This window comes from Brevibacillus sp. FW306-2-1A-C05A (genome assembly GCF_058781555.1).
In genome coordinates this window covers 1-13,939 of record NZ_JBYSWV010000073.1, presented here as the reverse complement: position 1 = coordinate 13,939, position 13,939 = coordinate 1, and the positions used below count along the sequence as shown (strand labels likewise).

The following is a 13,939-nucleotide window of genomic DNA, read 5'->3' as shown; positions in this document are numbered from 1 at the left end:
CTTGAAGTACCACAAACCTTCGATTTATTCGTGGTACTCCGTATTTGACCTCACTCTCATCCCGCCCCTAAAGGGGGGTGCTATCGCACCGTAGCGGGCTTTCTCGTTCGGAAAATCTGTAAAGAGGCCCTCCACTCTATCTGTAGTCTTATTTGTGCTGACATCGCCCGAAAACAGTTCGTGCAACGGATGTTCCGCGAATTTGTTATTGAAAAAAAGAAACGAAACAACTTATCCAAAAACTATTATCCGCATGCAAAAACACCGCTAAACCAAGCGGACAGGCTGTCGAGAAAGTCGACAGCCTGTCCGTAGATTCAAGGTATGTTGCTCTGCCCTATCCGAGCGCATGAGCCTATATGAGCCTATGCTCTATTCACGGTGACATTGAGATCGCCAATTCTAGCAGGTTCTTTTTTCGTGCTCTCCGTATTTATGCCGCTATTTCGCCTATCGCTTTACAAGCACCCAGACGATTTCGCATTCTTCGCTCCCGTCGTTGTATGCCCAGTGGGCCTCACCAGCAGGAATAAGAGACGCATCATTTGCTGACATACGATATTCACCTTCTTCCGTACCGGCAAGAATCGTTCCTTTTACGACGATTGAATACTCGTCCTGCTCATGGCTCCCCAAACCGCTTAAAGGAATACGCGCACCAGGCGGAACGACGACGACACCAAAAGTAGCTTTTCCGTTCTCTACCTGGTTTTCGGTAAACAAGGTTTTCAGGGTTACACCTGGACGATCTTCCGGCTGAATCGCATTGGCATTTACAATGAGCATTGCTGTTCCTCCTGTTCAAAAGACTGACGCTGTGGTGTCACCCCTTCTACACGATACGTTGCCTTGTCCAGCTCTACTCCGTACAAGTCTCTTGCTTGTTCTACGGAAATATAGCCATTTTTGGCATCTAGGACGACCTTCTCTATCGGACGTTCCAGCGGATTGCCATATCCTCCACCTGTTGCGGTAACAAGGCGCACGACATCTCCTTTATTAAGCGGAAAGCGTGCATATTTGCCAAATGGACCAGCCACTTCGCCATTTGCTTTGACGATCTCAAATTCATTGCGGGAGCCGTCATGCCCCCCGTTAAAGCCCCATGGCAAATATTTGTGACGGCCAAAGGTTGCCGTGATCGTCTGACCATCAGACATCGCGCGGTACGAACGGATAGCTCCTGAGCCGCCGCGATATTTACCGGCACCAGCACCATCCGTACGCAGGCTGTACTCCTCGACCATGATGCCATAACGTGTCTCGGCTACTTCGACCGGCACGTTGTACGTTTCCCCATCGCCGATGCAAAACTGTCCGGCCATCCCGTCCAGTCCGTCTCCTGCCCCCCATCCTCCGACTGAAGGTTCAACCACAAGGAACGGTTCGTGCGTATCCGGATGGATGCCGGATAGCACCACCCCGCACACCGAAAGCAGATGCCCCGCATTCAACCGATGGGGAACGACCGGTGCAAGTGCCTTCCAGACGAGATCCGCTCCATACATCATGGTTTCCCAGTAGGTTGATACGGCTGCCGGGCGTTCCGCAGAAAAAATGGAGCGGTCATCTACAAGGATGTGGAGCGGGCGGAAAACGCCATCGTTTACATCCTGAGACGGGTTCGTCACCGCAAGGAAAATAACGCGAACGGCGGAAACCAAGGCGGTATAGGAGCAATTGACTGGCCCCAACACCTGCGGATGACTACCGCGGAAATCACAAATAAACTCGTCATCGGTAATGGTGACCTTCACCTGTACCTTGAATGGACCGTTTCCAACTCCGTCATCATCAATAAAATCTATGGCTTCATACGTGCCCTTCGGCAGCTTGGCAATTTCCTTTACTGCCAACTGTTCGCCATGTCTTAACAAATGGTCAATGGCATCCTTCACTACCGCTTTTCCATGCTTATCGCACAATTCGCGAAAGCGCTTCTCCCCTGTTCGCAATGCTGCAACCTGCGCCCACATATCGCCAAGCGAGAGATCAGGGAAACGGACATTTGCTGCAATGATATCAACCAACGGCTGATTCAGCTTGCCTTCTTCAAATAGCTTGACGCAAGGAAATTGCAAACCTTCCTGGAAAATCTCCGTAGAGTCGGTCGTCCAGGAACCCGGGTCTTTTCCGCCTACTTCGGTCCAGTGGGCCTTATTGGCCGAGAAGGCAATCAGCTCGCCCTCGTAAAAGATTGGCAGCAAAAGACCTACATCAGACAAGTGGGAACCTCCTCCACCGTAAGGATCATTAATGATGATGATATCCCCCGGCTTTAGCTCCCCATTGGCGGAAAACTTTTTCAAGGTTTCCTTCACCATAAAGGTCAGCATCCCGATAAATCCGGTTACACCGTTGCCTTGAGTCAGAAGTTGACCTTTTGCATCTGTCAAGCCGCTGGCGAAGTCGAGCACCTCGTAAATAATCGGACTCATCGACGTGCGCGCCAATGTATGAAACATTTCTTCCCCAATGGCGATCAGGGAATCTTTCACAATCTCAAGCGTAAACTGGTCATGTTTCAACGTTGTCTCACTCATCTGACTACACCCCCGTAGTAATGATTAGATTGCCATATTCATCAACAATGAGATGCTGTCCAGGATAAATGACCGTTGAAGAAGAGGTTTCCTCGACAATTGCCGGACCCTTCACCGCGCTTCCGGCATTCAGCAGCTCGCGATCGTAGACTGTCGTGTCAATCCATCCATACTCTTCGAACAGAACCGGACGCACTTCCTTGCGCGCTTCCTCGCTATTGTCCCCTTGTCTTCCCAGACTGGCTATCCGTGGTTTTTGCACTGTGCCGAACGCCGTTAGATGGAGGTTTACAATCTCCGTCGGTGCATGCTCCAGTTTGAACGTGTAATTCTGCTCGTGCAGGTCATGGAAGCGATCAATCACTTCCTCAATCGCTTTTGCATCCATCAGTCCATTTGGCACGGGAACCTTGACAGCATGCTCCTGTCCGACGTAACGGATGTCCGCATATCGTACAAACAGTACCTGATCCGCTGCAATTCCTTCGCGCTCGTATTGGTCAATCGCTTCTTTTTCCAGTTGGTTCCATTCACGATTCAGTTCTTCCTGATTCAGTCCGTTCATTCGGCGAATATAAGTCTGGATGTAGTCATGCCGCAAGTCAGTCATCAGCATGCCCCATGCAGAGAAGACCGAAGACGCAATCGGGATGATAACTTTTTTCACACCCAATTCCTTGGCCAATGCCAGCGCATGCATCGGTCCTCCCCCTCCGAATGCAACCAGGGAAAACTCTCGCGGGTCGTAACCCTTGCGGATGGAAATGAGCTTCAACGCATTCAGCATGTTAGAGTTGGCGATGCGGATAATTCCCAGCGCCGCCTCTTCCACGGAGATGCCGAAGTGTTTTGCGATCTTTTCGTGGATCGCTTGCTTGACCGCTTCCATATTTACCTCGTTTTGAAAATTGGCAGGCGATAACCGCCCTGTAACCAAATTGGCATCGGTTGTAGTCGGACTTTCACCGCCACGTCCATAGGCGACCGGCCCTGGCAACGCTCCGGCCGACTGTGGCCCCACCTTTAATGAGCCGGCACCGTCGATCCAGGCAATGGAACCTCCGCCATTCCCGATCTCCACGATGTCAACCACGGGTACTTTAATCGGATATCCAGCATTTCGTTCATCTTTCTCAATCCGGTATTCCGTCGTAACCTTTACTTCCCCCTTGTCGATCAGGGAGCATTTGGCCGTCGTTCCTCCGATATCAAAAGCAATGATGTTTTCTTCCCCAAGAATTTGCCCCAAGATGGCTGAGCCAAAAATCCCGGCTACTGGCCCCGACTCGACCATGTTGATCGGCGTTTCTTTTGACTGCTCAAAAGTAGTCGTGCCAGAGTTGGACTGCATGATATATTTATTGCCATCAAGCCCGATGTCGTGAAGATGGTTACTCAATTTGTCGATGTAGGACTTGGCAATCGGCTTGACATAAGAGTTCAGCACTGCCGTACTGGTCCGCTCGTACTCGCGCCATTCCTTGGTCACCTCATGGGAAGCCGTCACTGCTACCTCCGGCCAAATTTCCCTGATCGCTTCCACCGCCAGCTTTTCATGAATGGGGTTGGCGTAGGCATGCAGAAATGACACCGCAATAGCCTCGACTCCCTCCGCCCGCAGTTGCTCGACAGTGGCCTTCACCTCTTCCACCGCCAATTCGGTCATGACTTCCCCCTTATAGTTGATCCGCTCGCTGACCTCCTTCCTCAGAAAGCGCGCGACAAACGGGGTCGGCTTCTGATAGCGAACATTGAACAAATCGGGACGGTTGCCTCGGGCGATTTCCAGCACATCGCGGAACCCTTTTGTCGTGATTAACCCGGTCTTTACTCCCTTGCGCTCCGTCAATGCGTTGATAATTACCGTCGTTCCGTGGATAAAAGTCGCGATTTCCAAAGGATCAATCCCAGCCTTTTGAATCACTTGGATAACCCCTTGCTCAAAATGGGGCGGTGTTGTATCGCTTTTAGCGGTACCGATTTTACCGTTCTCATCTAAGTACACCAGGTCAGTAAACGTTCCTCCAATATCTGTAGCTACACGCATAGGAACCACCCTTCTAGGAGTAATGGACTGTTACAGCATTAATGCAAAATCTCGCCTTCCGTTTCCTTCAGGAAAAGCGAAGCCACAAATGTAACGACAAGAAAAGCGGAGATAAAGGAAACCGTAGTCAAAAAGCTGCTGTTGATCGCCAGCATAGCTCCGATTACACTTGGCGCAATCGCGTTGGCTACCCGTTGGCCGGTCATCCCTACAGAATAGCTGACACCGCGGACCTCTGTCGGATACAGCTCAGCCATCCATGTATCCCATACTCCCCACGCCCCCAAACTGAAGAACGAAAGGGCAAAATTCCAGATATACATTTCCTGCAAGGTATTTGCGTTGGCAAAGCCAAACCCGCTGACCGCTGCAAAAAAGACGAACAGCGCCATTACCTTTTTGCGTCCATATTTGCCCGTCAAATACGAAGAGACCATGTAACCGGGAAACATGAAGAGGGCGGATATTGCCATAAAGCCCATTCCTTCCGGCGCACTCAATCCTTTTTTCGCCAAAAGTGCCGGCATCCAGGAGGACAGTCCCCAATATCCCCAGGAAAAACTAAAGTTGATGAGGAGCTGCAAAATTGTCGAACGCCGGAATTGCCCTCTAAAAATCTCCAGGAAAGAACCTGTTTTCACATTCTCCACAGCAAGCTCGACGCTGTTAATCTCTCTTTGCATCGTGCCTTTGGAAAGTTTGTCAATAACCTCCTTCGCCTCCGAATGGCGACCTTTTCCGGCCAACCAGTACGGCGACTCAGGCACAAACGCCGCGATTGCCAGGAACCACAAACCCGCAAGCGAGCTGACGCCAATAATCCAGCGCCAGCCAAGCTCCATAAAGAGGTAGGTCGTGCCAATGGCAAGCAAATAGCCCACAGGCCATCCAGAAGCCAGATACACCGCGGCCTTCCCACGCACCTTCATGGGGAGCAGCTCCTCGAAGTAGGGGAACGTTGCCACCAAAACCCCAGAGAGCGCCACACCGGACAAGAAGCGGGTCCACCAAAGCATTTCGTAGGTGAGTGAGAATGCGCTAATAAGCGAAATGATTCCATAAAGCCCAAAACTGAAAATCATTGATTGCTTGCGGCCGATTTTATCAACGAGCTTTCCCCATAGCAGGCATCCCGGGATCATCCCAAGATAAATGGAGCCGATGAGCGATCCGATTTGAGTGCCGTCCAGTTGAAACTCGCCGCCAATTGAAGCGCTTGCCAGAATGACAATCATCATTTCCCACGATTCAATCACAAAGGAGAAAAAAAGCACCAATCCCGCTTGCCAATGCTGACTGGTAACCGGCATGTTTTCAAACAGCGCTCCAACGGGTACTGATCGCTTTTGCAGTACCTCCACTCCGCTTTCTGCTCTCATAATGGCCCCCCTTATCTCTTCTCACAGCCGCTAACTCGTTTTTTAAAACAGCTTCCAGCAGGCCACTTCTTCATCAGGCGGCGATTGGTAGCCATCCAGCTTGCTGTGGCTCCAACCGAATTTTTGGTTGAGCTCTATCAAAAATTCGGCGTATTTAAAAGGTGCAAGGCTTGCATCAATAACCGGAACACCCAGTTCCTCCTGAATTTCCCGATAAAAGCCAAATTCAATCGTGCATCCCAGCACAAGCACATTGGCTCCATCCTTCTCGACAGCCTCTCGCGCTGCCTCACGCATTCGCTGCATGGTCACCTGATGATCTTTCTGAAAATCGTGCACGCCCATATCGAGTGACTTGAAAGAAGCCAATTTGTCGGCAAAGCCATATTTATGGACGTTTTCTCTCATCTCGGGTATCCACTTGCGCCGCCCGACAATGATCGAGATACTCTCTCCCAATGTCGACGCAATATGCAAGCTGGCTTCAGCCGGAGCCGTGACGACCATTTTTTTCGAAATCTCTCGAGCCGCCCTCAAGACAGGATCATAGAAGCAGCCGATAATTGCCGCATCGTAGCCTTCTTCTTCGGCTCTTTTAATCACGCGGAGGATTTCGGGCATCAGCATCACTTCGTAGCAGTTGTACTCCAGATGAGTCGGTCCAGGCCCCGGGGTCAAGGAAACCACATCCACAATCGTCCCCGCCTGCTTGATCCTGTCAAACTCGCTCTTGAAAATGGTGTCGAACAAATCAGTAGTGACCGGATTGATCCACAAAATTCTTTTATCCATGTGAATGCCCCCTCATCGGTTTTGGTTTTTCCCAATCTTGTGTGTCCATCATGCAGCCCACAGCCCCCTCTCCTGCATAGCTTTCAGTCATACTGCTTGTTTCTGTTCACATTATTTCACACAAAAATAATCACTAGCGTTGCATAAAAAATGGTTCGTCATTTGTCGAAGTATTCTGAATGACATTTTCAACTTCGAAACCAAAAACGACAACGACCAAACAAAAGGTAGCCACTATCCATTTGGTAATTTTATACACTTATAACAACGGAGTTAGCGACAATCAACACCTAATTTCGTTTTTGTCGACCTCTGGATGTTCGTTTGGACTGGTAATCCATTCTGCCGATCCATTGCTCGAACGTTTGCCAGAGAAACACTTTGAGCCATCTACTGATTTGCAACAGACTGTGCTGACTGTTCCTTTCCCGTTTGACAAGGAGCAACAAACAGTAGGCAATGAGAGCGAGAAAGACTTGATTTCGTACAGCATTGTCACTCGTTCCATAGAACGTCTTGATCTTTACGTGTTGTTTCAGCCACTTAAAAAACAGCTCAATTTGCCAACGCCAACGATAGATGTCGCTTAGCTCATCTGCTTCCAAGTCGAATCGATTCGTAATGATTCGGATGCGATTTCCTTTTGAATCCAGCGTCTCAATCAGTCGTAATACGTTATCCACCCGTTTTTGTGGAGTTCCTAGAAGGATCATAGAATCCGATAATACGGTGCTTTCTGGTGGCAATTGGAACGTATGCAGATGGCGAACTTCCGCGTTATCTTTCAGACGTGAAGCGAAAAAGATGCCTTTGTCCGTGTATTCATCAAACTTTTCGTAATCCACGTATCCTCGATCAAAGACGTACATGGCTCCGATCTCGTCAATCAGCGATTCCATTTGCGTGCGGTCATTAGACTTGGCATACGTAAGGGAAATCTTATCAGGATACACATCCTCCTGATTGGCAAATACGAGACGAAGATGAATCTTGATTCCCGCCTTGGTTTTTCGAAAGGTTGCCCATTTGTACTTCTGCAAACATAACCCAATAGTAGTCGAATCAATGATTTTGATGTCTTTTCGAAGAGAGTGCGTGTTACCTGAGACGCTCTGAATCTGCTGCACCAAGTCTACAAAAATTTCTTCGAGCAAAGCAGGCTCTACTTGATTATTTTTGCGGCTAAGCTGTGATGGGCTGATCGATGACAGCCCTAGCTCCTGCTGAAATTCCTTTGATAAAACATCATCTGCAATGGCTCGTAGTCCTTCCCGTTGCTGAAGTTGTGCATGTAAAAACAGGAGGAGGTACGCTTTAGTCGTCAGCTTTTTCACGTACTTGTCTTGGTCCGTTTCGTCAATACGTTGTTGGAAATTCACAATATTGATGGGTGCAATCCATTTACCAAATGAAGAAAATAGGGTATTCTTGTCCATGGTCGATCCTTTACGTTGGATTTGGACAGGAACTACCTGACCTTTCCAGTGTAAAGGATTTTTTTATGCCACGGATGATAGAATACCGAAGATTATGGGGATTTTGAATGGTTAGAAAAGATTAATGCAACGCTAGTGAAAAATAATAATCTTAATATTTCAAACAAACAAAAAACAGCCCGTTTCTTTGTCTATCGCAGACAAATCGAGCTGTTTTGCGCTTCTTTTATGGCAATAGCTTCCTGGCCTTCAGCGCCAGATGGAAATTCAATCTTTCCTCAGGCTTTTTAAATGGATCAAACCCGAGAATCTCCTTCGCTTTTTCAATCCGGTATTTGACCGTATTGGGATGTACGAACAACCGCTTTGCGACATCTGTAAAGATTTCCTTTTCATCCAGATACGCTTCCACCGTCTTTACGAGATCCGTTTGATTTTTGGCATCATATTGATAGAGCTGATCGAGCAGCCCCGTTGTAAACTGGTCTAACAACTTGCCGGATATTTCCCCCAGAATCCCGAATACACCCAGCTCATTCACTGCTGTAATACTGCCTGTCCCAATCATTTTGCAGCCGAGCTCAAGAGCTTGCAGCGCTTCCCTGTAGCTTTGGTCCAAATTCAACGGCGACGGATAAAAACCGCCGATCCCAGCAGATGCGCGGGCTTTGCCGCTTCCCGCTTCGATAGCATCTTTTAAGAGGACCGCAAGATTTTTCGCCTCTTGTTGCGAATGTTGCTTGTCAAATTGCCTGTCAAAATGAATGAAAATGACCAACATGTCCCCCTTTACCACAAAATTGCATTTGGGAGCATGCTGATTGATTGTTGACCGGACCGCCGCGTGGATGCGGCTTTCCAATTTACCCATCTCTTTTTCAAGACCATCGCTGAAGTCAAAACGCATGACCAGCACCATATGTTTTTTCACCAGATTGAGCCCGACCGCTCTCGCTCTCTCGTACAAATCCTCTTCTCTAACATATTTCCCTTCGAACATTTCCGTCAAAAAGTCACTTCGCATTCGCCTTTTCGCTTCGGTAATCGCCCGCTGCTTGGCAATCTCCAGAGCGACCGCAGTAGAAGCGTGCGAGATAGCAATGAAATCAAGCTCTTGTAAGGGAGCCCCCATCTCTAAGGTAAAAATGTACCCCAGAGGATCGCTTATCACTCCTGCAGGCATAACGATCAGCCGTACAGACCGCCCCTCTATCTCAAACAAGCTGGAGTGAAACACCATCTCCATCGCAGAATCGTGTGTCCAGTTTCCAGCTTTATCAAACTGAATCCGCTCCGACATTTCTGTCATAAGCAAACACTTTTTTAAAAACGAATGTTCTGCCGCTTCTTTTGACCCTAAAGCCAAAATTTCGAACATATCGTCGGTAATCATTACCGGCTGCTTGATTAATCCGGTCAACGTCTTGGCAATCGCATTCACATCACCGCCATACAGTATGACACGGGTCATCTCCCGGTTAATCTCTTCCGATTGTTTCAACAACTGTGATTGCCGATTCAGGATCGTCCCCAACACGGCAGAAAAAACCGTAGCATAAGGCATCGCAGGAGGCAACAAAATGACAGGAAGGCCAGAAATATTCGCTGCCTCCACGATCGCCTTCTGCATGATCTTGTCAGCAATCATCGGATGAATCCCCAAAGCTGCTGCCCCGTTTTCAGCAAGCTTTTTAATCGTATTCACTTGTGCCTCCAGATCATCTTTCAAGCTGTGAAAGGTGGTCAGCACAAGCTCGCCTCCCAAAACCAAATGCTCCACTTCGGTTATGGGCATTTCCAAAACATTTACCTGATTGATGATCCTGTCCAAACCATCGAAACCGGCGATAACACGTAAACTTTGCAGCGCGTCCAACCGCAGCATCTCCTGCACCGTGATCCCCATTTTCGATCCTCCTCTCGGCCTAACCTTCCTAGAAGTAGATAAGGTACCTTTCCTGATTCGTTGATTAGACGAGCTTCACAAGATCATACTGTTTCGTAAGAGAGTGTTGCGGGCATTATTGTTTTTTCTAGCTCGTTCATTTCTAATTGGCTTCGTTTATGCATTTGTAAATCTGATCGAAATAGTCTTTATTATGAATAGTCGCATTTATTATATCATTTTGTATTTGGATTGACTTTTGGTAGTGATAGTGCCTTGTGCAGTCTGGGCATTTCGCTTGGGTTTCTGGATGACTTTGGACCTGAAAGGCGCGCTGTTTGGTAGCTGGTAAGGGCAGGGATGTTTTATGGAAAGGAGAAAGGAAAAAACGACTATTCCTTGATCGTTAAGAGAGTAGTCGCTCCTATTTATCGTTCCCTTACGGAGTTATCACCTGTCCAGTAATCGCATCAACAAATTGATCTCCCCGCCCCATTTGCGGACGATATACATACACCTGATTGATTAACCGCAATTCAAGCGGATGTACCTTCAGGTAATTCGCGGCTGCCTGCTCTGGGGAAATCAAGAGTTTTTTTCTATTCATTCTAACATTTAGAGGTGAAGATATTGCTTCACACTGTCGCCAATAAGTTCAGACGAAATTGATCCCTGTCCTACAGAGACTGTCGTCCCGCACCAGCTTGATCTGCTCGAAGGAAGGGTTACCTTTCCCCCGTCCCATTCTATCTTCGCCTACTCTCCCCATTCATTCCCAGACCGAACTGATTATGTTCATCAGGCAAAGAAGCACATTTTCTTAATTTGTCCAGTCACCGCCGTATTTTGGTGAATACGCTTCACTGTGGAGGTGACAACATGAGTTCGAAAAAGGATGAGAGAAGTAAAAAGTACGAAATCCAAGTTTTTTTAAAAGCCCCCAGTGGAAATCCGCTCTGAAAAACTGGGCTGGGCAAGTTAGAAGCGGGTACTTTATACAGACAGGGCCTGCATTTCAGTATCGTTGTGATGACTGAAGATCGAGCCAGTTCATGCATAGCGAGACTTCGCTGTCAACGCAAAAAAGCCACCTCTGCAGGTGGCTTTTTTATGTAGGTGGAGGCGGGGGGATTCGAACCCCCGTCCGAAAACAGCGATACATGAGCATCTCCGAGCGCAGTCACTCGTTTAGAGTTTCGGTGACAGATTCGCGGAGTGACGCGCTGACCTGGCACCTAGCCTGATTGGTCTTCTTCCTTTGGCTCCAGGCGGAAGCCTCCGGCGTAGCCCGTTAAAGTTGAGCCCTATCCACGGCACACGGGCCGATGCAGTGGGAGAGCCTCACTGGTTATTAGGTAATGAAAAAACATAGTGTAGGCAAGTAATAAGTGACCCGATTACTTAAAATCCATACTTCTCTTGCCTTAATTTAAACGCTCTCTCACCGCCTTCCATTACCTTTTTAATTGCTTCTTTAATTTCTGGTACATCAATGGAACCTACTGTATTTACATGGCCTATGGATTGATCACCTTCATTTCTATATCCAAAATGAACAACCAGTTCCGCATCACCGTTAACAACCAAATTAGCATTGTGACTTGCGAAAATTATTTGCCTTTTCTTTTTTGCTTCCCAAATATCGTTGGCAATTTCCGCAACAATTTCATTATCCAAATCATCTTCAGGTTGATCGATTATCAATGGGGGCCCCTCACTTGAGAGGAGTACTTTTAATAAAGCACTTGCCTGTTGTCCAGCTGAGGCTTGCTCAAAATCAATAGCATCACCACCAGAAACACAATACTTGAAGATTGGCTTTTCTTTAAAACGATACAATAATAACGTAATGAGCTTCTCTGAATCGATTCTTGCCGCAAGCCTTCTAATCTCATTATCAATTAGACCGCTGTTTCTTAAACTTGGTACGTCAGGGATTGTAAAGTCGGCCCCGTTCTCCTCAAACGAGTCCCAAATTAATTGGATTTCCGATACAATCCGTTGCCACTCTTCAAAAGGTGTGGAGCTCGTTTCAATTCTTTCCAGAAGCCTACGAATTTTCTCAGTAGAAATGTTCGCACCTTGAATTGTTTTTGTTACCATACTATGATGCTCTTCAATGTCACCTGCATTTGCCAATGAAGCTTGAATTTGTCCATTCGAGAGACTGGTAAGGTAGGAACACTGATCGGAAAGTAACTGGCGTTGTCCGTAATAAAGTTTAATTAATTCATCAATTCTTCTTGCTATATCTTCTTCAGGGTTCATTAATTCAATCAACTCATCAAGGTATTTAGACAAAAGAGATTCTTTCTCTCTAATCTGCTCCTCTTTATCATTTAAGTTTTTCAATTCATTTTGATATTGAATATTTTGCTCTATTGCTTCTTGAAACTTTTCGTTATGAATCGAATATATGTGTTCCCACTGCACAATTGAATTACGCCACTCGGGAATGTGATCTTCATTACCTAATAGACCATTTGTCAAAGAATCTAAGCTATCATTAAATTGACTTACTGAATGAGAAATAGAATCTTGAAGTGCCCCAATGAGTATTCCATTAGGTAAATTATCAATCTTTATTGTCTCGTTTAACGATTCAACCGATTCTTTTAATGTATTTACATCTTTAATGATTTTCTCAAGCTTCTCATTAAAGCGGTTAATGAAGAGTGCTTCTTGCTCGATTAATGGGTGTTGATCAACTGTCAATTTGCTTTCTTCTGGAAGTCCCTTCAATTGTTCTCTAATAGTGCTTGCTTGTTCCTTTAATGATGCCAAAGCCATTCGTTCTCTTGATACGTTCATTGACACTCTTTTTTTGTCCCTTAGCCTAATTACGTCTTGTCTAATTTCTGTTGACAACGATTCAATCTGATCGGACAGTGCATTTAGTTGTGGCCTAATTGGAGTTTCTATGAATCGCCTAAGTTCTTTTATATCAACGCCGACTGTGCTAAGTTCCTTTTGACTGTATGATTGAATGCCAATTAATGATCGTACATCCTGCATTGTAGCTGGTCGAGGAGAATGGGAACCGATTTTTAATTCAATCGTGTTTGTTTTGGAATCTCTTTTTACTGAGTGTTTCACCCCATTAGCTATCCAATCAACAGTCACACTCGCTCCAATACTTTCGAGTGTAGATGATATCAAATCAGAACGCTTTTTTTCAAATGCCCGAATTCCACCATCAGTTGAATTTTCTATCGTCGGATCACATAGTCCCCACCTTAAATATTCAAGAAAACTGGATTTTCCTGTTCCTCTGCCGCCAATAAGAGCATTAAATTGAGGATTTACCCCCAAATCTACTGGCCCTAAAAACTTACTGTCCGATATCTTCACACGTTGAATGAAGACACTCGGAATTATTGGTTGTCGATGTGATATCCTGTTTGAAATCGAAAGGCATGCTTGTCTTAATGCTTCCACTGAAGGTTTTGACCATTTAACCCACGTAGAAAAAGTACCTAATGTATTTAAATCATCTTGTCTACAATCAGAAGTCTGAAAAACACCATAAGCTCTTGTTGACCAAGCTGGTACCTTACCTTCAAGAATCCTCCTTTCACCTTCTCCTAAATCGTCAAAATATACTCCTTCCACATAGCCACCAACGCATGGAAGATTAGAAAAAACGGTATGATTACCATGTCTTAAAAAAGTCTTATAACCGCCTGGCTTTACGTTTGGAAGTATAATAAATCTATTAGCAAGTTCTGGAGATTCAGATAAACGGTTCTGAATATCTGCTATTGATAAATTAAGCTGTATTGTCTGACAAGTTTTAGCTTCTGTTTCTGCAGAGGTGGTGATCCCAAGTTTGATTGGAACTTGTGAATAATATGTAA

The 13,939-nt window shown here is 46.4% G+C and carries 8 protein-coding genes and 1 other RNA gene; all 9 read right to left on the bottom strand.

Annotated features, from left to right (window positions below; genetic code table 11):
• Window positions 1–450: 450 nt before the first annotated feature.
• On the bottom strand, window positions 451–786 hold the full coding sequence (locus AC3WJN_RS24445; RefSeq protein ID WP_290426694.1) for a cupin domain-containing protein: 336 nt from the start codon (window positions 784–786) through the stop codon (window positions 451–453).
• Window positions 774–2,543, bottom strand: coding sequence for a hydantoinase B/oxoprolinase family protein (locus AC3WJN_RS24440; protein WP_007786492.1), 1,770 nt, complete (start codon window positions 2,541–2,543; stop codon window positions 774–776). The genes AC3WJN_RS24445 and AC3WJN_RS24440 overlap by 13 nt, the downstream gene beginning before the upstream one ends.
• A 4-nt stretch (window positions 2,544–2,547) precedes the next feature.
• Complete coding sequence (locus AC3WJN_RS24435; protein WP_007786490.1) at window positions 2,548–4,590, bottom strand: hydantoinase/oxoprolinase family protein; 2,043 nt, start codon at window positions 4,588–4,590, stop codon at window positions 2,548–2,550.
• 38 nt (window positions 4,591–4,628) lie between these two features.
• A complete protein-coding gene (locus tag AC3WJN_RS24430) occupies window positions 4,629–5,969 on the bottom strand; it encodes an MFS transporter (protein ID WP_007786488.1) in 1,341 nt (446 codons plus the stop codon).
• A gap of 42 nt (window positions 5,970–6,011) precedes the next feature.
• Window positions 6,012–6,761 carry an aspartate/glutamate racemase family protein gene (locus tag AC3WJN_RS24425; RefSeq protein ID WP_007786486.1) on the bottom strand — a complete coding sequence of 250 codons (750 nt, stop codon included), beginning with the start codon at window positions 6,759–6,761 and terminating at the stop codon, window positions 6,012–6,014.
• A 290-nt stretch (window positions 6,762–7,051) separates the two neighbouring features.
• Window positions 7,052–8,197 carry an IS4 family transposase gene (locus tag AC3WJN_RS24420; protein WP_035986408.1) on the bottom strand — a complete coding sequence of 382 codons (1,146 nt, stop codon included), beginning with the start codon at window positions 8,195–8,197 and terminating at the stop codon, window positions 7,052–7,054.
• 226 nt (window positions 8,198–8,423) lie between these two features.
• On the bottom strand, window positions 8,424–10,103 hold the full coding sequence (locus tag AC3WJN_RS24415; RefSeq protein ID WP_007786484.1) for a PucR family transcriptional regulator: 1,680 nt from the start codon (window positions 10,101–10,103) through the stop codon (window positions 8,424–8,426).
• 1,093 nt (window positions 10,104–11,196) lie between these two features.
• Window positions 11,197–11,531: a transfer-messenger RNA gene (gene ssrA, locus AC3WJN_RS24410) on the bottom strand.
• The coding region (locus AC3WJN_RS24405) for a TrlF family AAA-like ATPase (protein WP_492329344.1) at window positions 11,484–13,939 on the bottom strand (2,456 nt) is incomplete at its 5' end. The genes AC3WJN_RS24405 and ssrA, both read right to left, overlap by 48 nt.

Bases quoted from the DNA above. Each gene is read 5' to 3' on its own strand.
- AC3WJN_RS24420 (WP_035986408.1), bottom strand. From the start codon at position 8,197: ATGGACAAGAATACCCTATTTTCTTCATTTGGTAAATGGATTGCACCC.
- AC3WJN_RS24445 (WP_290426694.1), bottom strand. From the start codon at position 786: ATGCTCATTGTAAATGCCAATGCGATTCAGCCGGAAGATCGTCCAGGT.
- AC3WJN_RS24430 (WP_007786488.1), bottom strand. From the start codon at position 5,969: ATGAGAGCAGAAAGCGGAGTGGAGGTACTGCAAAAGCGATCAGTACCC.
- AC3WJN_RS24435 (WP_007786490.1), bottom strand. From the start codon at position 4,590: ATGCGTGTAGCTACAGATATTGGAGGAACGTTTACTGACCTGGTGTAC.
- AC3WJN_RS24425 (WP_007786486.1), bottom strand. From the start codon at position 6,761: ATGGATAAAAGAATTTTGTGGATCAATCCGGTCACTACTGATTTGTTC.
- AC3WJN_RS24415 (WP_007786484.1), bottom strand. From the start codon at position 10,103: ATGGGGATCACGGTGCAGGAGATGCTGCGGTTGGACGCGCTGCAAAGT.
- AC3WJN_RS24440 (WP_007786492.1), bottom strand. From the start codon at position 2,543: ATGAGTGAGACAACGTTGAAACATGACCAGTTTACGCTTGAGATTGTG.